The following is a 19523-nucleotide window of genomic DNA, read 5'->3' on the forward strand; positions in this document are numbered from 1 at the left end:
TGTCAGGCGCCTGACCATTTGGGTGCCCGCTTTCCCAGGAAGGCCGCCATGCCCTCGCGGAAGTCGGCGCTACCGTAAGCCAGTCTGACGAGATCGTCGATGTTCTCGTCGCCCAGGCGTGCCTGCAGGCGGCGCAGCGCCTCCTTGGTGACCTGCATCGTCAGCGGGGCGTGGCCGGCAACGGTGTTCGCCAGCTCCTCGGCCCGGGCGAGCAGGGCCGCCTGGTCGGGCAGCAACTCGCTGATCAGCCCGCAGGCCAGCGCCGACGGCGCGTCCATCAGCTTGGCCAGCAGGACCATTTCCTTGACCCGCTGGGGGCCGATGAGGGCCGCCAGGCGGGCATAGTTGGCCATCGACAGGCAGTTGCCGAGGGTCCGCGCGATCGGGAAGCCGAACTGGGCGCTGGCCGACCCGATCCGCAGGTCGCAGACCGCCGCGATCGCGGCGCCGCCGCCCGTGCAGAATCCGTGGATGGCGGCAATGGTCGGCACGGGGCAGCGCTCGATCTCACCCAGGATGCGATCCATCTTGCGCTCGTAGGCGATACCGTCCTCGCCACTCTCGAAGCTCTGGAACTGGGCGATGTCGGTCCCCGCCGCAAAGGCCTTGTCGCCGCCGCCGGTGACCACCAGGGCGCGGACCTCGCCGGTCTTGCCCACGCGGGCGCAGATCTCGGCCAGACCCTCGTACATTGCGAAGGTGAGCGCGTTGCGCGCCTTGGGCCGGTTGAACGTCACCCAGCCGATTTCGCCGCGCTTCTCGAAAAGCAGTTCTTCGGTCATGTCATCCAATTTTGCTGAATTGTGCGCCGCGACATCATCGTCTATGTCGCGTTACGCCGCAAACGGGCATAGGCAGGTCATGGCACTCGAACGGCTTCTCAAGGGCTTCGCGGATTTTCGGGTTGGCTACTATCAGGAGCATCTCGACCTGTTCGAGAAGCTGGCGACGGAAGGCCAGTCACCCAAGATCCTGATCATCGGCTGTTCGGATGCGCGGATCGACCCGGGCATCCTGACCCAGACCAAGCCGGGCGACATCTTCACCGTGCGCAACGTGGCGGCGATGGTGCCGCCGGCCCAGATCCCTCCCGACGAGCGCCATCACGGCACCTCGGCCGCCATCGAGTTCGCCGTCCGCGGCCTCGGCGTCGAGCATATCGTGGTGCTGGGCCACGCGCTGTGCGGCGGCATCGGCGCGCTGGTCGACGGCAGCCGCGGTGCCTATGCGCACTATGACTATCTCTCGACCTGGACCAGCATCGCGCAGGACACGCGCGACCTCGTCGTCGAGGAGCTGAAGGACCGGCCGCGCGACGAGGTCGTGCGTGCGGTCGAGCAGGCCGCCGTCGTGAACAGCGTCAACAACCTGATGGGCTATCGCTGGATCGAGGAGCGGGTGAAGGCGGGCACGCTGACCTTGCATGCCTGGTGGTTCAACCTGACGGTCGGCCAGCTCTATGCCTTCGATCCCCGAACGCTGAAGTTCGCGGCGGTGGTCGGCGTCAAGCTGGACGCCGCCGTGACCGGGAGCACGCCGCTCTCGGCCCTGAAGCCCGAATCCTTCGCTGCGGCCCTCGCCGGCAAGACGCCGGCATTCTGACCGCCTGATCTGGAGAAATCTCGGGAGGTCGCTTTCCCCCTCCCGGCCATCTCCGTTTGACGGGGGACTTGCCGGATCCCCGCGTAGAGAACGCGCTGCACGATCGGGGGCGGTGAAGGAAGCCTATGTCTTCTGGCCGCCGCGTGGCCGGATCAGCGCGATCAGGCCTGCCAGCGCGGCCAGGCAGATCAGCAGAAGGATGACGTCGCGGCTGGCGGCGACGAGCGTTGCTGGCGGCAGGTCGATCGTGCTGCCGCTGCTTCCGCCGAGGGAGAGCGAAAGCAGGGTGGAGGCGCCGGCGATGCCGGTGCTCATGCCCAGCATGCGCATGACGTTCAGGACGCTGCCCGCCTGACCGGTTTCGCCGGCCGGGGCCGCCGACATGATGGCACTGCTGTTGGGCGAGATGAAGAGGCCCTGGCCGACGCCGATCACCGCCAGCGACAGGGTCACCAGCCAGAGATTCGCTGGAACGCCATCGAGGAAGAAGTAGAGGATCGCGAGTCCCGCGATACAGATCAGCATGCCGCAGCTGGTCGGCGTCCGGGCGCCCAGCCGGTCGTAGAGCATGCCGCCAACGGGCGCGAGCAGACCCAGCATCACCGGCAGGATCGACAGGCGCAGACCCGCGGCCAGGGCCGTATCCTGATAGATGCGCACCAAGGCAAAGGGGACGAGGAAGAACACGCCGAACAGGGTGGCGTAGGACGTGAAATTCGCCAGGTTGCCCAGCAGGAAGGCGGGCTTGGTGAGCAGCTTGAGATCGAGCAAGGGGCTCGCGGTGCGATGCTCGGTGCGCACGAACAGGATGGCGCACACGGCCCCGACCAGGAGACAGGCGAACAGGATCGGCGAGGTCGGGCCGAGCGCGTGCAACTCGTTCAGCGCCGCCACGAAGCCGGTCAGCGCCGGCGCGATCAGGATCGCGCCGCGCCAGTCGAAGCGTTCGTGCGTGGGCGGGCTGGCCGTCCGGGGAAGCACGAACCAGCCCAGGATCGCGCCTGCAATGCCGAGCGGCACGTTGATCCAGAAGGCCCATTGCCAGTCCAGCGTGTCGAGGATGAAACCGCCGATCGCCGGGCCTGCGCCCAGTCCGACCGCCTGCGCTGCCGATTGCAGACCGAGGCCGCGCCCGCGTTCTTCGGGTCCCATGATCATGACGACGATGGCAACGCTGTTGGAGGTGATCAGCGCGCCGCCGATCGCCTGCAGCACGCGGAAGAAGATCAGCCAGGGCAGGCTCGTCGCGTAGCCGCACAGGGCCGAGCCCGCGATGAAGAGCAGGAATCCCGCCGTGTAGAGGAGCTTGCGGCCGAACATGTCCGACAACCGTCCGAAGATCGGCATGAAGGAGGCGAGCGCCAGCAGGTAGGCGACGGCGACCCAGCTCACGCTGGCCAGGCGGGCGCCGAACTCGACCTCGAGTCGCGGCAGCAGCACCTGGGTCATGCTGGCATCGACCTGCCCCATGACGGCGCCGATGCAGACCGTCCCGACGACGAACCAGCGATACGACTTCAGGCGCGCGACCGACCTCAGCGGCGGCGGCTCCCGCCCTTCGAGGGCGGCGGCCCGAAGCGCGCCGAGGGAGAACGGGCCGGGAGACGCGTCGGTCAAGATTCGATGTCCGCTGCTGCGAAGAGGCGATGCGGCGGAACTATTGGCTTACCAGGCAGGCTTTGTCTCGAATTTCGTCGGCGGCCTGCTCTCACGCGCCGGCGGTGGCACGGTGGTGTCGAACGTGTAGGTCGTGCCGACGGCGGACTGGCTCACCCGATCGCCATAGGCGTTGGCCAGCGCCTGCAGCGCCCGCCATCCGGTGCAATGGCCGGTGATGAAATGTCCGATGTCGAAAGGCTCGAGCGCTTCGACCGTCTGGGGAATGAGACGCTCCATCACGCCGCCGAGATGCAGGCCGCCCATCACGGCGTGGATGGGGATGTCGGGGAACAGGCGCTTCGCCTCGGTGCAGACATTGACGATGCCGGCATGCGAGCAGGCGCTGAACACGACGAGGCCGAGAGCGCGCACGTTCACGATCAGCATGCGCTCGTCCATCAGGAACGGGTCGGGCCGCCACTCCTCCGAATTGTCCTTGCGGCAGAGATGGTCCTCGCGGCCCTTCTCGAAGGCGCTGACCCGGGGAATCTCGCCGCTGTAGTAGAAGTGGCCGTCGAGCAGGGTGCGCGCCTGGCCGTCGTTGACGACGCGCGCGCCCTGAGCCTCCATCTGCGCGGGCATGGGCACACGGGCGGCCGGGAAGATCGTGCCGTCTTTGAGCAATACGCCGCGTTCGTTGAACATGTCGGGATTGACGTGCACCGCCACGCTGCCTCGGCCGCGGCGCCTCCCGATGGCGTCGAGCGCGGCCGGCAGCGCGCCCATGTGATCCCAATGGCCGTGCGTCACGGCGATCTCCTCGACCTCGCCGAGATCGATCGCCATGTTGCAGCAGTTGCGGAGGAAGGCCGCACCCTCGGTGCCGGTATCGAACAGCAGCGTGTGTTGCGTCGCTCCGATCTTCGTCTTGAGGCGCAATCCGTAGCCGAGATTGGCCACCAGCAGAGTCTCGCCGGAAATCTCCTTGGCGCCGGCCTTCAGGATGTTGGCCATCTCCGACACCGCGAACGCGGGCTTGCTCGCGTAGGTGTCGCTCATATTGTCGGTGATGACGTCGACGGTGAGCGAATCGACGGCGGCGAGGTCGGACATGGGGACGCCTCCTGTGTCAGGGAGCCGGGACGAGGGATCGCGCGAGATAACGGACGGTCTTGGCGCCGCCCTGGATCTCGGCATGACCGACTTCTGTGAAGCCAAGGGCCGCGTGGAAGGCGTCCGATGCCGGGTTGGGCGGATCGGAGTGCACTTCGCACACGACGCGGTCATGGCCGGCGGCGATGGCCGCTTGAAACAGATCTTCGTACAGGCGGTTCGCCAGGCCGCGCTGGCGCATCGCCGGGGCGACGACGATGCGATCGACATAGACGAAGCGCGGATAGCGCGCGCGGAACCAGAGGTAGTTGGGGCTGTCGTAGTCGGCGTCCTGGTCGAAGGCCATGAGGAAGGCAGCGACGTTGCCGGCGCGCCGGGAATAAAAGGCCTGGCCGAGAAGATGCCGCAGCCGCGGGGCGTCGAGCCAGGAGAGCTCGACGGCATGGTCGTTGTTGAGGGCGAGGAGGGCGGCCTCCTCGCCGGCTGAAACACGCGCCAGTTCGGTCAGGCCTTCGTCTCCTTCAGGAGCTTGATCAGCAGGCGGCTCACTTCGGAGGCCTGTTCCTGCTGTACCCAGTGGCCGGCGCCCTCGACCATGTGGATCTCCTTCATGTTGGTGCACGCGCTCTTCTGCATCTTCTCCAGCGCGCCGGGCGACTGGTAGTTGCCCCAGTCGCTCTTGCCGGAGATGAAGGTCGAAGGCTGGTCGATGGTGCGGCCAGTGAAGATCTCGAGTTCGGGCGCCACGCGGCCGCTGGTGCGGGCGCGATACCAGTTGAGGCCGCCCTGGAAGCCGGTGCGCTCATACTCACCGGCATAGACCGCGAGCTCGTCATCGGTGAGCCACCGGGCGGCCGCGATCTCGTCGGGCGTGGGCATCTGCTTGGCGACCGTTTCGGCCATGCCTTCGGCGAGGTCCATGACGTAGTAGGTCGGCATCTTCGCCAGCTCCTCGGCGGTCCAGCCCTTCAACTCGTAGGGCTTGTTCGCCTTCCAGTCGGCGCTCTTGTAGTGATAGTAGGCCCGCAGGAAATTGTGCAGGCCCTGCTTGGCGTGCCACTGCTCCTCGTTGGCCTCGCGCGTCGATTGATACCATTGATAATGCTTGCGCGGACGCGGCAGCGCCGCCAGCGCGGCGTGGACGTCCGGTGCCTTGGGCGGAGCCGGCTTTCCGGCGGTGTCGAAGGGTACGGCCGATGGGCCGGGGAAGGGCGCGCTCATCAGCGCCATGCGCTTGAAGATGTCGGGACGCGCCAGCGAGGCATAGGAGGCGACCGAGGAGCCGAAATCGTGTCCGACCGCGGCCTCGGCGGTGCGATGGCCCAGCGCATAGAGCACGCCGATCGCGTCGCGCAGAAGGTTGGTGAAGCGGAAGCCGATCTGGTCGGCGTCGAAGTCGGCGCTCCAGCCGGTGGTGCGGCCATAGCCGCGCAGGTCGGGTGCGATGGCGTGATAGCCGGCCTCGGCCAGGGCCGGCAGGACCTTGCGCCAGCTATAGGCGATCTCCGGGAACCCATGGAACAGCATCACGGCCGGCGCCTTCTTGTCGAAGCCGGCTTCGAGCACGTGGATGTCGAGGCCGTTGATGCCGGGGAGGATACGGGCGCGAATACCCGCGGGGAGGACGGAAGAGGGGAGCGGTTGCATGGGAAGAGCCTATGCCGACATCGATCAAAATGGCAGATCGGTCTTCGCCGTCGCCTGAGAAACCGTTCGCTCTGCGATCATGGGAGGGAAGGATGCAGCAATTGATTGCGGTCATCACGCTCGGTATCGCCGAGCTCGCGCGGTCGAAGCGCTTCTACGGGGACGGCTTCGGCTGGAAGCCAGTCTTCGCATCTGAGGAAATCGTCTTCTACCAGATGAACGGGTTGGTACTCGCGACCTGGCTCGCGGCCGCCCTCGAGGCGGATTCACGGCAGGCGGGCAGAACCCCGGGTGCTTTCAGCCTCGCACACAACGTTGCGGCGAAGGAAGCTGTGCAGCCGCTGCTCGATCAACTCGTGTCGGCCGGCGGCAGTCTGCTACGGCCGGCCGATGCGCCGCCTCAGGGCGGCTTTCGGGGGTATGTGGCCGATCCCGACGGTCACGCCTGGGAGATCGCCTGGAATCCGTCCTGGCCGATCGATGCGGTCGGCCACGTCACCTTCGGCATCTGACCGGTCCGGTCGTAAGCGTCGGCAACCCGCTCGACGCACTTCTCGAAAGCAGTCGAGTGGGGCTTGATGCCCTGATCGTGGCAGGCTTTCTCCGCGATGGCCAAGGCCTCGCTGGAGCGCGCCTGCACCTGCGGGGCAATCGTTGCAACGGCGACGGTCGCGCCCGCCAAGGCGAAGACCGTACTGAGGCGTTTCATGGAATGCTCCTTGTTCCTCGAGGAACGCCGGCCGAGCGGGACAGTTGCCGCGGATCCGAGACCGATTACTGGTGAGCGATGTCCCGGTCGTATTGCGGCTCGTCGGTGAACACGAGCAGGCGTCGGGCGTGAGTCTCGCGCTCCATGCAGCTCTTGTAACCCGAGGTGGCGGGAGACAGGCCGGATTCGAGGCAGGAGTCACGCGCGTCGGCGGTGACCCTGGCCATTGTGTAGGCGATCTCGGGCTTGCCCCATTCCAGAGCGCGCGTCGCCTGCGACAGGCAGTATTCATAGCCTTCGGTTTTCGGCGTAATGCCCTGCTCCCGGCAGATGCGCTCGGCTTGGCTCTGAGCGGAGGCGGGCGGAACCGGCGGCGCGAAGGCCACGATGCCTGCCATCAGGAACACGCTTCCCAGCGCCAGGCCGGCATGTAGCTGGTTGCGAGTCATTGTGCGGCTCCCGAGAATTGGTTGCGATCAGGTACTCAACAAACGTCCTGAATCGCCAAGGGGTTGCGGATACAAACGATACAATCGTCTGCAGACGCCCCTTTTTTGCCCCAATCGGCCGCTTTCGCCCGTTTCAATAGCTCTTCGGCAGTCCGAGCACGCGTTCCGCGACGTAGCAGAGGATGAGCTGTTCGCTGACCGGGGCAATGCGGGCGATCATGACCTCGCGCAGGAAGCGCTCGACGTGGAACTCCTTGGCGTAGCCGTAGCCGCCATGGGTCAGGATCGCGCGCTCGCAGGCGTCGTAGGCGGAGCGGGCGCCGAGATACTTGGCCGAATTGGCCTCGGCGCCGCATTCCTTGCCGTTGTCGTACAGCCAGGCCGCCTTGAAGGTCAGCAGGTTGGCCGCCTCGAGCTGCATCCAGCTCTCGGCCAGCGGATGCTGGATCGCCTGGTTCTTGCCGATCGGCCGGCCGAACACGACCCGCTCCTTGGCATACTGGGTGGCGCGGGCGAGGGCGGCCTTGCCGATGCCGATCGCCTCGGCCGCGATCAGGATGCGCTCGGGGTTCAGCCCGTGCAGCAGGTAGTGGAAGCCCTTGCCCTCCTCGCCGATGCGATCCTCGAGCGGCACCTTCAGCCCGTCGATGAACACCTGGTTGGTGTCGATCGCCTTGCGGCCCATCTTCTCGATCTCGCGCACTTCGATCTTGCTGCGGTCGAAGTCGGTGTAGAAGAGCGACAGCCCGTCGGTCGGCCGCTTGCACTTTTCCTTGGGCGTCGTGCGGGCGATCAGCAGCATCTTGTCGGCGACCTGCGCCGTGGTGGTCCAGGTCTTCTTGCCATGGACGACGTAGCCGTTGCCATCGCGCTCCGCCTTGGTCTCGAGCGCCGTGGTGTTGAGGCCGGCATCGGGTTCGGTGACGGCGAAGCAGCCCTTCACCTTGCCCTTGATGATGTCGGGCAGGATGCGCTTCTTCTGTTCCTCGGTGCCGAACACCACGATCGGGTTGGGGCCGAACACGTTGAGATGGATCGCCGAGGCGCCCTGCAGGGCGGCGCCCGACTCGGCCACCGCCTGCATCATGATGGAGGCTTCGGTGATGCCGAGGCCGGAGCCGCCGAACTCCTCCGGCATCGCAATGCCCAGCCATCCCGCGTCGGCCATCGTGCGGTAGAAGTCCTCAGGGAAGCCGCCGTCCTTGTCCTTCTTCAGCCAATATTTGTCGTCGAACCCGGCGCACAGCTTGGCGACGCTGTCCTTGATGGCGAGCTGGTCTTCGGAAAAGGCGAAATCCATGGTGGGTCCTTGCGCGATGACGGCGCTGATTAGCGGTTGAGGCCGAGGAAGCTCATCATGAGCCGGTTGAACGGCTCGGGCCGCTCGACGTTGGGCAGGTGGCGGGCCTTGGCGATGTCCTCATAGCGCGCGCCCGGAATCTTCGAGGCGATGAGCTTGTTGCGGTCGGGCGGCGTCGCCGGATCGTCGTCGCCGCAGATCACCAGCGTCGGGATCTTGATGGTCGGCAGCCGGTCGAGATAGTCGAAGTTCTGGATCGCCGCGGCGCAGCCCAGGAAGCCCAGGTCCGACGTGCCGCAGATCGTCGAGTGGATCTCCTTCCACCGCGTCGGGTTGGCTTCCTTGAACTCCGGGGTGAACCACCGCTCCATGTTGCCGTCGGCCAGTGCCTTCACGCCATTCTCGCGGACGGCCGCCTTGCGCTGGTCCCACAGGCCCGCCGAATCGTCGGGCGAGGAGGGGTGGGTGTCGCACAGGGTCAGCGAGTGCAGGCGCTCCGGGTAGGCGAGGGCAAAGCCCTGGCCGATCATGCCGCCGATCGACAGGCCGATGTAATGGACCTTCCAGATGCCCAGCACGTCGAGCGCGCCCTTCACGTCGCCCGCCAGCTCGTCCATCGTGTAGTCGCCCTCGACCGGCTGGCTGCCGCCATGCCCGCGCATGTCGAGCCGCAGCACGCGATAGCCGGCGGCGAGCAGCGGCACGAGCTGCTCGGTCCACATGCCGCCATCGGCCGCCAGAGAATGCGTGAAGCAGACCGCCGGCGCATTCTGCGGCCCGGCCAGGTCGAAGTAGATCTTACGTCCGTCGAGATTGAGCAGCATGTCGAGCCCTCATGTCATCCTGAGCGCAGCGAAGGATCTCGCGTTGGCTGAAGGTGTCGTCTGACCGCAGTGAGGTCCTTCGCTGCGGTCCAGGGCGGGGGCGACCCCGCCCGAGACGACGGGTAAAATCACATCGCGCTGATGCCGCCGTCGATGATCACTTCCGAGCCGGTCATGAAGCTCGATTCGTCGGAGGCGAGGAAGACGATCGCCCAGCCCACTTCCTCGGGCCGGCCGAGGCGGCCGATCGGGACCTGCTTGCCGAGCTTCTGCTGCATCAGGTCCTGGCCGAAGCGGTCGCGATACTTGTCGAGGATCGGCGTGTCGATGAAAGTCGGGTGCACCGAGTTGCAGCGGATGTTGTAGCCCGACTTGGCGCAGTGCAGCGCCACAGACTTGCTGAGCAGGCGGACGCCGGCCTTGGCCGAATTGTAGGCCGCCATGTTGGCGCCGGCGATGATGCCGGAAATCGAGGAGATGTTGATCACCGAGCCGCCGAGGCGTGCCGTGTGCTTCTTGATCTCGGCGACGCCGTGCTTGCAGCCCAGGAACACGCCGTCGAGATCGATGGCGTGGACCTTGCGCCATTCCTCGAGCGTGATCTCCTCGACCGTCTTGCTGAGGCCGATGCCGGCCGAATTCAGCAGCACGTGGATGGCGCCGAACTTGTCGACCGTCTCCTGGATCGCGGCCTTCCAGTTGTCCTCGCTGGTGACGTCGAGCTTCACGAAATGGCCGGCCGAGCCCAGCCGGTCGGCGACGGCCTTGCCGCGATCGACGGCGACGTCGGCCACCACGACCCGGGCGCCTTCCTTGGCCATGAGTTCGGCGGCATTGGCGCCGAGCCCCGAAGCGCCGCCTGTGATGAGCGCAACCTTGCCGGCCAGACGATCCGTCATGTCTTCTTTCCTCCCGCAGCGGCCCCCGCTCTTGCCTCGCGGTGGGCGATGTATGTCGTGGACGCCACGATGATCGCGGCGCCCACGAAGGTCCAGAGGTCCGAGGTCTTGCCCCAGACCGCAACGTCCATCAAGGCGGCCCAGACGATGCCGAGGAAGGTGATGGATTGCAGGGCGGAAATATCGAGCAGGCGGTAGGCCCAGGTGATGAAGAAATAGCCCATCGTCCCGAAGAAGCCGGCCGACAGGAACAGCAGCAGCTGGTCGAGGGTCGGCGTCTGCCAGAACCACAGGCCGAGCGGTGTGAAGCAGATCGCGCCGATCACGCTCTGCCACAGCACGACGACGGCGGGCTTGTCGCGGCCCGACACGACCTTGGCCACGAGGTTGGAGCCGGCGATCAGCGGCACGGCGCACAGCATCATGACGATGCCGGGGTTCACGGTGACGAGTCCCGGCCGCACGATGATCAGCATGCCTGCGAAGCCGATGCCGACCGCCAGCCAGCGCCGCCAGTGCACCGTTTCGCGCAGGAAGATCACGGCGCCCAGGGTGACGAAGATCGGGCCGGTGAAGCCCAGCGCCGCCATGGTGGCGAGCGGCAGCCAGACCACCGCCTCGTACCACAGCGCATAGCCCGATGTGTGGAAGAGCCCGCGGAAGCAGTGGAGCTTGAGGTCCTGCGTCTTCATGCCGGCGAGGCCGGCGCGCCAGAAGAGATAGGGGGCGATCAGCGCAACGCCGGCGACCCAGCGGCCCCAGGCGACGTAGAGCGGCGGCATCTCGCTCGCCAGCTCCTTCACCGAGGCGTTCAGGAAGTTGAAGAAGAGGCCCGACAGCACGGCGAGGAAAAAGCCGCGCGCCGTGCGTGACGGAATCAGACGCGACAGGCTGTCGGTGGTATCGATGGCGGGAGCGGACATGTGCCTGCAGAGGAGGCTGAGACGCGCTCAGGGTCAAGGCACTGCTTTTGCAGGTCGGCCCCCGCGGCGCGTCTTGCGCTCCGCAATCGTCACCGTGAGAATGCCCGTCGAGAGGAAAGCCATGCCCGATGCCATCGCCGAGACTGTGAAGCACGCGGCCCCCGGCCATCCTCTCGATCCACTGACTGCCGGGGAGATACGCCGAGCGTCGGCGGCCGTGCGAGCGGCACACGATCTCGGGCCGGGCATGATGTTCGAAACGGTCAGCCTGCACGAACCCGACAAGAACGTCGTGAGGGATTTCCAGGCGGGCGCGTCGTTCCCGCGCGAGGCGTTCGTGTGCGCGTTCGACCGCACCGACGGCCAGGTCTGGGAGGCCCGGGTGGATCTCGTCGCCGACAAGGTCGTCGACTGGCGGCACGTTCCCGGCGTGCGGCCGCGCATCCTGGTCGACGACATCCTGCTGGTCGGAGAGGTGGCGCGGGCCGATCCCCGTTTCCGCGAGGCGCTGGCCCGGCGCGGCATCACCGACATCGAAAACGTCCAGGTCGACCCCTGGTCGGCCGGCAACTACGGGCTGCCGGACGAAGAAGGCCGGCGGCTCTCGCATACTTTCTGCTGGTACCGCAGCGAGAAGAACGACAACGGCTACGCCCACCCCATCGAGGGACTGTGTGCCGTCGTCGACCTCGACCGGGCCGAGGTGCTGCGCGTCGACGACTATGGCGTGGCCGACGTCCCGAGGCTCGATCGCAACTATGCCGCCCGCTATCGCAGCGTCTTTCGCGATGACGTGAAGCCGCTGGAAATCGTCCAGCCGGCGGGCCCGAGTTTCGTCGTCGAGGGCAACGAGGTCCGCTGGCAGAAATGGCGCTTCCGCGTCGGCTTCAATGCCCGCGAAGGGCTGGTGCTGCATGCGATCGGCTACGAGGACGAGGGACGGCTGCGGTCGGTGCTGCACCGGGCCGCGTTGTCCGAGATGGTCGTGCCCTACGGACACCCCGGCGGCGGGCATTTTCGCAAGAATGCCTTCGATGTCGGCGAGTACGGCATCGGCGTGCTGGCCAATTCCCTGACCCTGGGCTGCGATTGTCTGGGCGCCATCCGCTACTTCGACGCCTGGCTGGCCGACAGCAAGGGCGATCCCTACTGCATCGAGAGCGCGGTCTGCCTGCACGAGGAGGATTTCGGCATCCTGTGGAAGCACACCGACCTGTTCACGGGCGAGGTCGATGTGAGGCGCGCCCGGCGGCTGGTCGTGTCGTCGATCTCGACCATCGGCAACTACGAGTATGGCTCGTTCTGGTACTTTCACCAGGACGGCTCGATCCACTTCGAAATGAAGGCGACCGGGATCATGAACACCGCCGGCCTGCGGCCCGGCGAAGCGCCGGACTATGGGACGATCGTGTCGCCGGGCGTCTATGCCCACTACCATCAGCACGTCTTCAACATGCGCCTCGATGTGGCGGTCGACGGCGAGCGCAACCGCGTCGTCGAGGTCGACACCGTGGCCTTGCCCATGGACGACGACAATCCGTACGGCAATGCCTTCACCACACGCCAGACGGTCCTGGCAACCGAGCAGGGCGCGCAGCGCAACGTCGACTTCAACGCCGCCCGCTTCTGGAAGATCGAGAGCGCGGAGGCCCGCAACCGGCTGGGTCAGCCCACCGCCTACAAGCTGCTGCCCTTGAGCCCGGTCCCCACCTTCTCGCACCCCCAGTCGATGGTGACCCGGCGCGCGGCCTTCATGACCCGGCAGCTCTGGGTGACCGCCTACCATCCCGACGAGATCTACGCGGCCGGCCGCTACCCCAACCAGAGCAGCGGCGGCGACGGATTGCCAGCCTGGACGGAATCGGACCGCCCGCTGGTCGATACCGATGTCGTGATCTGGCACAGCTTCGGTCTGCACCATATTCCGCGGCCCGAGGATTTTCCCGTTCAGCCCGTGATCACCGCCGGTTTTGCCCTTCATCCCACGGGATTCTTCAGTGAAAATCCGGCTCTCGATGTCCCGCCCTCCGCCAGCAGCATGAGCTGCTGCGTCGATTGACGCGGCCTCGAGCGAGGAGATTGCCATGGGTACCTTGATCGACACCGCATCGCGCCGCCGGAGCCTGTCGGACAAGCCGGCCACTCCGATCCTGTTCGCCCACTTCGTGCTGCGCTCGTCGAACGTGCAGCCGATGATCGACTGGTATTCGGCGGTGCTGAACATGCGCGTGGTCCAGCGCACCGAGTACATCTGCTTCCTGACCTATGACGACGAGCATCATCGCCTGGGCATCGTCAATCTGGCGGGGTTGAAGTCGCCCGATGCCAAGACCTCGGGCCTGGCGCATGTGGCCTATACGTTCAGCGACATCGGCGCGCTGCTCTCGACCTGGCGCCGCGTGAAGGCGTTGGGCATCGAGCCGTCGCGCTGCATTCATCACGGGCCCACCGTGTCGATCTACTATCGCGATCCCGATGGCAACGGCGTCGAACTGCAGGTCGACCGCTATGCGACGAAGGAGGCGACGGCGGCCTACTTCCAGACCGAGGCGTTCCGGAAGAACCCGATCGGCATCGCCTTCGATCCCGAGGCCCTGGTGAAAGCCTACGAGGCCGGCGCGCCGGAGAGCGAGTTGCTCGACATGCCCGACGGTCCCCCGGCGCCGCCGCAATCGGTGCCTTCTCCTCGTTAGAGGCTGGCCGGAAATGAATTGAATCGATTCAAGCACTTACCTCATCCTGAGGAACATCGCTACGCGATGTTCCTCAGGGGGAGGTTATTGGGGCTGTTCATAGCTCCTTGTTTTAGCTGCATTGATTTCTGGCCAGACTCTTAGGACGTGCGCGTTTCCAACGCGCCTAGAACAACCAGATCAGCGTCGAGCCGCCGATGAGGCCGATGGCGATCGCCGTGCCGACCATGACTTTGACCGACGGGCGATAGGTCTCGTCGTCGATGGTCTTGCCGACATGGAGGTAGTGCCAGGTCGAGCCGACCAGCATGACGATCCCCAGCACCACCAGCCCGATCCCGAGCTTCTCGACATGGCGGTTGGCGAGATGGCGGATATCCGGGATGACCTGGTGCATCTCCATCAGGAAGAGCGCGAATCGGTTGATGGCGACGCCCAGCGTCATCACCGCGATCGAGGTCCGGATCCAGGCGAGGAACGTGCGCTCGTTGGCCAGATGATCGGTGACGTGCAGGCTCTTCTTCGGACTGTCCATGGTGTCTCCTGCATCTGGCGATGGCGTAAAGGTCCTTCGCTGCGCTCCAGGGTGGGGGTTACCCTGCCCGCGATGACAGCTTTTTCTTGATCGGCGCACTGCGTCAATCACAACAAGAGTGTCATCCCGAGCGGGGCGAGGGACCCTTCGCCTTCACTCTTCGCAAAGAAAAAGGCGCGATCCCGGGGGATCGCGCCTCGTTCCGTCCCGGTAACGGGACTCAGTTGTACTTGGCGATCTCGAGACGGCCAACCTGGTCGCGATGGACCTCGTCCGGGCCGTCGGCCAGGCGCAGCGTGCGCTGGTGGGCGTACATGCTGGCCAGCTTGAACACCTGGCTGACGCCGCCGGCGCCATGCAGTTGCAGGCAGCGGTCGACGACCTTCGAGGTGATGTTCGGCACCGCCACCTTGATCATCGCGATCTGCTGGCGGGCTTCCTTGTTGCCGAACTTGTCCATCGCCCAGGCGGCCTTGAGGACCAGCAGGCGGGCCATGTCGATTTCCATGCGCATGTCGGCGACATGGGCTTTGGTGACGCCCATCTCCGAGATCTTCTGGCCGAACGCCGTGCGGCTCTTGGCGCGCTTGATCGCCATCTCGAGCGCCCGCTCGGCGACGCCGATGGCGCGCATGCAGTGATGAATACGGCCCGGCCCGAGGCGGCCCTGGGCGATCTCGAAGCCGCGGCCCTCGCCGAGGAGGATGGCCGACTTCGGAACGCGGACGTTGTCGTAGACCACTTCGGCATGGCCGTGCGGCGCGTCGTCATAGCCGAACACATGCAGCATCTTCACGATCTTGATGCCGGGCGTGTCGCGCGGCACGACGATCATCGACTGCTGGCGGTAGGCCGGCGCGCTGGGGTCGCTCTTGCCCATCAGGATGATGACCTTGCAGCGCGGGTCGCCCATGCCGGACGACCACCACTTGCGGCCGTTGATGACATAGTCGTTGCCGTCGGACTCGATGCGGCACTCGACGTTGCGCGCGTCGGACGAGGCCACCGCCGGCTCGGTCATGGCGAAGCAGGAGCGGATCTCGCCGTTGAGCAGCGGCTTCAGCCACTTCTCCTTGTGCTCGGCCGTGCCGTAGCGGGCGAACACTTCCATGTTGCCGGTGTCCGGCGCCGAGCAGTTGACCGCCTCGGAGGCGATCGACGAACGGCCGAGCACTTCGCAGATCGGGGCGTATTCGAGGTTGCTGAGGCCCATCGTGCCGTGCGTGTCGCCGGTCTCGCGGTCGGCCGGCAGGAACATGTTCCACAGGCCGCGCTTCTTGGCCTCGGCCTTGCACTCCTCGATGATCGGCGGGAGCTGCCAACGATCCTTGGCCTTCTCCATCTGCTCTTCGTAGACGGGCTCGGCCGGATAGATGACCTCGTCCATGAATTTGTTGAGCTTCTCGAGCAGCGCCTTGCTGCGATCCGAGTATTCGAAGTCCATCACTCTCTCCCTTTGTGCTGCGGCGGACTCTGGCCGAAAACCGCTACAATGTGAACGGGCATTCAGGTCGCACGCCGGTTTCGACTCGCGGTCGGCGGTCGCGGCGGGAAGCTAGGCCTCGCCGGTCCGGGACTGCGCCGGCAGCCGCAGCGGCTTCAGGACGGCCAGCGCCAGGAAGGCGGCGAGCAGATTGAAGAGCGCGGCGGCAAGGAAGACGTCGTGCCAGCTTCCGGTCTCGACCACCCAGAAGCTCGCCAGCGGGATCAGCAGCGAGGCCACGCCCTTGGCCGTATAGAGGAGGGCTGCGTTGGTGGTGGCGTATTTCGTGCCGAACGTGTCGGTGCAGATGGTCGGAAACAGGCTCGCCGTCTCGCCCCAGGCAAAGAACGCGAGGCCGCCCAGGATCACGAACAGCAGAGGATCGTGGCCATAGACCCAGAGCGCCCAGATGCCGGCGCCCTCCAGCAGGAAGGCGATGAACAGGGTGTTCTCACGGCCGATATGGTCGGACACCCAGCCGCAGAGCGGCCGGGTCACGCCGTTCATCACACGGTCGAGGGTGATGGCGAAGGTGAGCGCAGGCAGGGTGAGGCCCAGCAGGCTGACCGGCACGTCGGCGACCTTGAAGTCGCGCGCGATCGGCGCGATCTGCGCCGTCGCCATGAGGCCGCCCGAGTAGACCAGGATGAACATGAAGTAGAGCAGCCAGAAAATCCGCGACCGCAGCACCTCCGTCGGGCCGAAGTCGCGCGCGGTCTGGAGGAGGCGAGGGGCCGGCGCGACCGACGCGCCATGGGGCGGCGCCCGCAAGGCCCAGGCCGTGACGACGACGATCAGGCCCTGGACCAGGCCGAACCACAGGAAGGCCGTCTCGTAGCCGCGCGTGGCGATCGTGTCCTGGATCGGGATGATGCTGAGGGCCGAGCCTGCGCCGAAGCCCGCGACGGTGAAACCGACCGCCAGGCCGCGGCGGTCGGGAAACCAGCGGACGGCGTTGCCGACACACGTCCCGTAGACCGCCCCGGCGCCGATACCGCCCAGCGCCGCGCCGACGTATAGCAGCAACAGCGAATCGGCCACCGAGTTGAGGGTCCAGGCCGCGGCAACGAGGACTCCGCCGGCCGCCACGACGTATCTCGGGCCGAACCGGTCGACGATCCAGCCCTCGAAAGGCACCAGCCAGGTCTCGGCGATGACGAAGATGGCGAAGGCGGTCTGGATGCTGCCGAGGCTCCAGCCGTACTTGTCATGGAGGGGATGGACGAACAGCGTCCAGCCATATTGCAGGTTGGCCACCGCCACCATGCAGAGAAGTCCGGCGCACAATTGCAGCCAGCGACCGGCCGGCGATACCGGCACCGACGTATTGCTGCGCGACACTGGCCAAACGCTCCCTTGCCGATGGGCGGTTCCCGTCCCTAAATCGCGTCGACAGAACAGGCGCCGGGGAGAACGTCGTTGGACAGTGTAATGCAAGTTCCGTTCAAGCCCATCGATTTCCTGAGCCGCGACATCAAGGTCGAGCGGCGTGACGATGGCACCGTCGTGCTGCAGTCGAACCACCCGTTGAAGCCCTATGCGCCGCACGTGCCGGCACTGCTCGCCAAATGGGCGGCCGAAGTACCCGATCGACTCTGGCTGGCACAGCGCCGCGGACCGGCGCGCGAGTGGTTGAAGGTCACTTATGGCGAGGCCAAGCGTCAGGTCGATTCGGTCACGCAGGCGCTGCTCGACCGCGGCTTCGGCTCCGACAGGCCGGTGATGATCCTGTCGTCGAACTCCATCGAGTTCGCGCTGCTGACCATGGCCGCCATGCAGGCCCGCGCGCCGGTCGCGCCGGTGTCGCCGGCCTATTCGGTGATGAGCCAGGACCACGCCAAGCTGAAATACGTCTTCGACCTGATCAAGCCCGGCCTGGTCTTCGTGCAGAACGGCGAGATCTATGCGCGCGCGCTGGCGGCGCTCGATCTCGAGGGTGTCCTGCTGGTCCATGTCGACAAGCCGCCGCCCGGGATGCCGTCGCTGCCCTGGACCGACCTCGTGGCGACCAAGGCGACGGACGCAGTCGCCAGGTCCATCGAGGCCATCGGACCCAGGACGATCGGCAAATTCCTGTTCACTTCCGGCAGTACCGGCATGCCGAAGGCGGTGATCAACACGCAGGAAATGATGTGCGCCAACGTCGCCATGATGAGCATGGCTCGGGTGCGCAAGGCGAGCGACGCCGCGCCGGTCATGCTCGACTGGCTGCCGTGGAACCACACGATGGGCGGCAATGCGACCTTCCAGGGCAATCTGAACGAGGGCGGCACGACCTATATCGACGACGGCAAGCCGCTGCCCGGCCTGTTCGAGGAGACGCTGCGGAACCTGCGCGAGGTCTCGCCGACATCGTTCTCCAACGTGCCGGCGGGCTATGCGATGCTCGCCACGGCGCTGGAGAAGGACGAGGCCCTGGCCCGGCGCTTCTTCGCCAACATCAGCGTGCTGTCGTATGGCGGGGCGACGCTGCCGGGCGATCTCTACGAGCGCATGGAGGCGCTGGCGGTCAAGCACACCGGCTATCGAATTCCCTTCGTCACCGGCTGGGGCGCCACCGAGACGGCCCCGACGGCGACCAGCGTGCACTGGGCGTCGGAGCGGGTCGGCCTGGTGGGGCTTCCTTATCCCGGCGTGCAGCTGAAGATGGTGCCGACCGGCGCGGCGGGGCGCTACGAGCTGCGGCTGAAGAGCGTGATCGTGACGCCCGGTTACTACAAGCAGCCCGAGCTCACGGCCCAGATGTTCGACGAGGAGGGCTTCTACAGGATCGGCGATGCCGGCCGCTTCGTCGATCCGGAGGATGCGAGCCAGGGCATCATCTTCGACGGCCGCGTCGTCGAGGATTTCAAGCTGACCAGCGGTACCTTCGTGCTGGTCGGCACCCTGCGCACGACCGCCATCGCCGCCGCCTCGCCGGTGATGCAGGACGCGGTGGTCTGCGGCCAGGACCGCGAGTATGTCGGCCTGCTGGGCTTCCCCAACGTCGCGGCGTGCCGCCAGCTCGCGGGCGACAGCGGCGCCCAGCTGCCGCTGGCTGAGCTGCTGGCCCATCCCGCCGTCGTCGGCACGCTGAAGGAAGGCATCGCGAAGATGAATGCCGAGGGCCGCGGCTCGTCGATGCGGGTGAAGCGCGTCCTGCTGATGACCGAGCCGCCGCAGGTCGACGGCCAGGAGATCACCGACAAGGGCTACATCAACCAGCGCGCCACCCTGGAGCGCCGCAAGGCGCTGGTCGAGAAACTCTATGCCGGGGGCGAGGGCGTGATCGAAATCGACGCAGCGGCGAATGGTTAGAGCCGCTCCTTCCTGTGCGAGGCCTCCGATCGACGTCTACGTCTTCCGCGATTCTGCCTTCGCACATGGCGGCAACAGTGTCGTGTGCATCGTCGAGAAGATAATCGCGGAGGAGTGTCTCGGTGGTCGATGGCGGGATCTCTTTGGCGGCGGTGCAATCTATGAAGCTGAGATGGAGCGGGCTTTTATCGGCGTGTGGGGCACGAGGAACGCCGCGCGCCTTCGCCGCTTTCTCCGTGAGCGGGGCGCTGACCTCACGATCCGCCATGATCGCCCGATCGGCCTGCGTCTTCGCCAGTGGAACGCGACGCAGGGCCGCAGGCCGCGGATTCGTGGCATGAACAAGGGCGGCGACGCAGGCGCTATCGACGTGACCTAGACCGCTTCCGTGCCGTCGCCAGCGTGAGAAGGTGGGCATTTGGAGTTGAGATTGATTCGCAAAATCGATAC

The 19523-nt window shown here is 66.1% G+C and carries 20 protein-coding genes; 6 read left to right on the forward strand and 14 right to left on the reverse strand.

The window, feature by feature from the left end; genetic code table 11:
• Nucleotides 1-2 precede the first annotated feature (2 nt).
• Complete coding sequence (locus ACP15H_RS00365; protein ID WP_425064248.1) at nt 3-782, reverse strand: enoyl-CoA hydratase/isomerase family protein; 780 nt, start codon at nt 780-782, stop codon at nt 3-5.
• Nucleotides 783-861: 79 nt separating this feature from the next.
• Between ACP15H_RS00365 and ACP15H_RS00370 the strand changes: the two genes are divergently transcribed.
• Entirely contained in the window at nt 862-1602 is a 741-nt protein-coding gene (locus ACP15H_RS00370; protein ID WP_425064249.1) for a carbonic anhydrase, read from the forward strand.
• 123 nt (nt 1603-1725) lie between these two features.
• Here ACP15H_RS00370 and ACP15H_RS00375 read toward each other — a convergent pair whose 3' ends face one another.
• From ACP15H_RS00375 to ACP15H_RS00390, 4 genes are read right to left on the reverse strand one after another with little or no spacing between them, the layout of a single operon-like run.
• Nucleotides 1726-3219, reverse strand: coding sequence for an MFS transporter (locus ACP15H_RS00375; protein WP_425064250.1), 1494 nt, complete (start codon nt 3217-3219; stop codon nt 1726-1728).
• Between the two features lie 48 nt (nt 3220-3267).
• Nucleotides 3268-4314 carry an MBL fold metallo-hydrolase gene (locus ACP15H_RS00380; protein ID WP_425064251.1) on the reverse strand — a complete coding sequence of 349 codons (1047 nt, stop codon included), beginning with the start codon at nt 4312-4314 and terminating at the stop codon, nt 3268-3270.
• Between the two features lie 16 nt (nt 4315-4330).
• Nucleotides 4331-4822, reverse strand: a complete 492-nt coding sequence (locus ACP15H_RS00385) for a GNAT family N-acetyltransferase (protein ID WP_425069844.1) — start codon at nt 4820-4822, stop codon at nt 4331-4333.
• Entirely contained in the window at nt 4819-5961 is a 1143-nt protein-coding gene (locus tag ACP15H_RS00390) for an alpha/beta fold hydrolase (protein WP_425064252.1), read from the reverse strand. The genes ACP15H_RS00385 and ACP15H_RS00390 overlap by 4 nt, the downstream gene beginning before the upstream one ends.
• 92 nt (nt 5962-6053) lie before the next feature.
• Here ACP15H_RS00390 and ACP15H_RS00395 point away from each other — a divergent pair, with 92 nt between their 5' ends.
• Nucleotides 6054-6473: a VOC family protein gene (locus ACP15H_RS00395; protein ID WP_425069845.1), complete on the forward strand. Its 420-nt coding sequence runs from the start codon at nt 6054-6056 to the stop codon at nt 6471-6473.
• On the opposite strand, the gene ACP15H_RS00400 is transcribed toward ACP15H_RS00395, so the two are convergent.
• From ACP15H_RS00400 to ACP15H_RS00425, 6 genes are all read right to left on the reverse strand, one after another.
• A complete protein-coding gene (locus tag ACP15H_RS00400) occupies nt 6401-6670 on the reverse strand; it encodes a hypothetical protein (protein WP_425064253.1) in 270 nt (89 codons plus the stop codon). The two genes, ACP15H_RS00395 and ACP15H_RS00400, sit on opposite strands and share 73 nt — an antisense overlap.
• Nucleotides 6671-6735: 65 nt before the next feature.
• Nucleotides 6736-7119 (reverse strand): hypothetical protein, encoded by a 384-nt coding sequence (locus ACP15H_RS00405; RefSeq protein ID WP_425064254.1) that lies wholly within the window; start codon nt 7117-7119, stop codon nt 6736-6738.
• Nucleotides 7120-7252: 133 nt separating this feature from the next.
• Entirely contained in the window at nt 7253-8419 is a 1167-nt protein-coding gene (locus ACP15H_RS00410) for an acyl-CoA dehydrogenase family protein (protein WP_425064255.1), read from the reverse strand.
• A 29-nt stretch (nt 8420-8448) separates the two neighbouring features.
• Nucleotides 8449-9243: a 3-oxoadipate enol-lactonase gene (gene pcaD, locus ACP15H_RS00415; RefSeq protein ID WP_425064256.1), complete on the reverse strand. Its 795-nt coding sequence runs from the start codon at nt 9241-9243 to the stop codon at nt 8449-8451.
• Nucleotides 9244-9371: 128 nt separating this feature from the next.
• The gene (locus tag ACP15H_RS00420) at nt 9372-10142 is read right to left on the reverse strand and encodes an SDR family oxidoreductase (RefSeq protein ID WP_304853707.1); all 771 of its coding nucleotides are present in this window, start codon (nt 10140-10142) and stop codon (nt 9372-9374) included.
• Nucleotides 10139-11065, reverse strand: coding sequence for a DMT family transporter (locus ACP15H_RS00425; protein WP_425064257.1), 927 nt, complete (start codon nt 11063-11065; stop codon nt 10139-10141). The genes ACP15H_RS00420 and ACP15H_RS00425 overlap by 4 nt, the downstream gene beginning before the upstream one ends.
• A 121-nt stretch (nt 11066-11186) precedes the next feature.
• Here ACP15H_RS00425 and ACP15H_RS00430 point away from each other — a divergent pair, with 121 nt between their 5' ends.
• On the forward strand, nt 11187-13124 hold the full coding sequence (locus ACP15H_RS00430) for a primary-amine oxidase (protein WP_425064258.1): 1938 nt from the start codon (nt 11187-11189) through the stop codon (nt 13122-13124).
• 25 nt (nt 13125-13149) lie between these two features.
• Nucleotides 13150-13758 (forward strand): VOC family protein, encoded by a 609-nt coding sequence (locus tag ACP15H_RS00435; protein ID WP_425064259.1) that lies wholly within the window; start codon nt 13150-13152, stop codon nt 13756-13758.
• Between the two features lie 166 nt (nt 13759-13924).
• Here the strand turns inward: ACP15H_RS00435 and ACP15H_RS00440 are convergent, their stop codons facing one another.
• From ACP15H_RS00440 to oxlT, 3 genes are all read right to left on the reverse strand, one after another.
• Nucleotides 13925-14293: a YidH family protein gene (locus ACP15H_RS00440; RefSeq protein ID WP_425064260.1), complete on the reverse strand. Its 369-nt coding sequence runs from the start codon at nt 14291-14293 to the stop codon at nt 13925-13927.
• A gap of 220 nt (nt 14294-14513) precedes the next feature.
• Nucleotides 14514-15737, reverse strand: a complete 1224-nt coding sequence (locus tag ACP15H_RS00445) for an acyl-CoA dehydrogenase family protein (RefSeq protein ID WP_425064261.1) — start codon at nt 15735-15737, stop codon at nt 14514-14516.
• 111 nt (nt 15738-15848) lie between these two features.
• A complete protein-coding gene (oxlT, locus tag ACP15H_RS00450) occupies nt 15849-17117 on the reverse strand; it encodes an oxalate/formate MFS antiporter (protein WP_425064262.1) in 1269 nt (422 codons plus the stop codon).
• Between the two features lie 42 nt (nt 17118-17159).
• On the opposite strand from oxlT, the gene ACP15H_RS00455 reads away from it, so the two are divergent.
• Together ACP15H_RS00455 and ACP15H_RS00460 are read left to right on the forward strand one after the other, a co-directional pair.
• Nucleotides 17160-19073, forward strand: a complete 1914-nt coding sequence (locus ACP15H_RS00455) for an AMP-binding protein (RefSeq protein WP_425069846.1) — start codon at nt 17160-17162, stop codon at nt 19071-19073.
• Nucleotides 19074-19155: 82 nt separating this feature from the next.
• Nucleotides 19156-19452, forward strand: coding sequence for a hypothetical protein (locus tag ACP15H_RS00460; protein WP_425064263.1), 297 nt, complete (start codon nt 19156-19158; stop codon nt 19450-19452).
• The last annotated feature ends 71 nt before the right edge of the window (nt 19453-19523 follow it).

This window comes from Reyranella sp. (assembly GCF_965249915.1).
In the GTDB taxonomy this organism is placed as follows: domain Bacteria; phylum Pseudomonadota; class Alphaproteobacteria; order Reyranellales; family Reyranellaceae; genus Reyranella.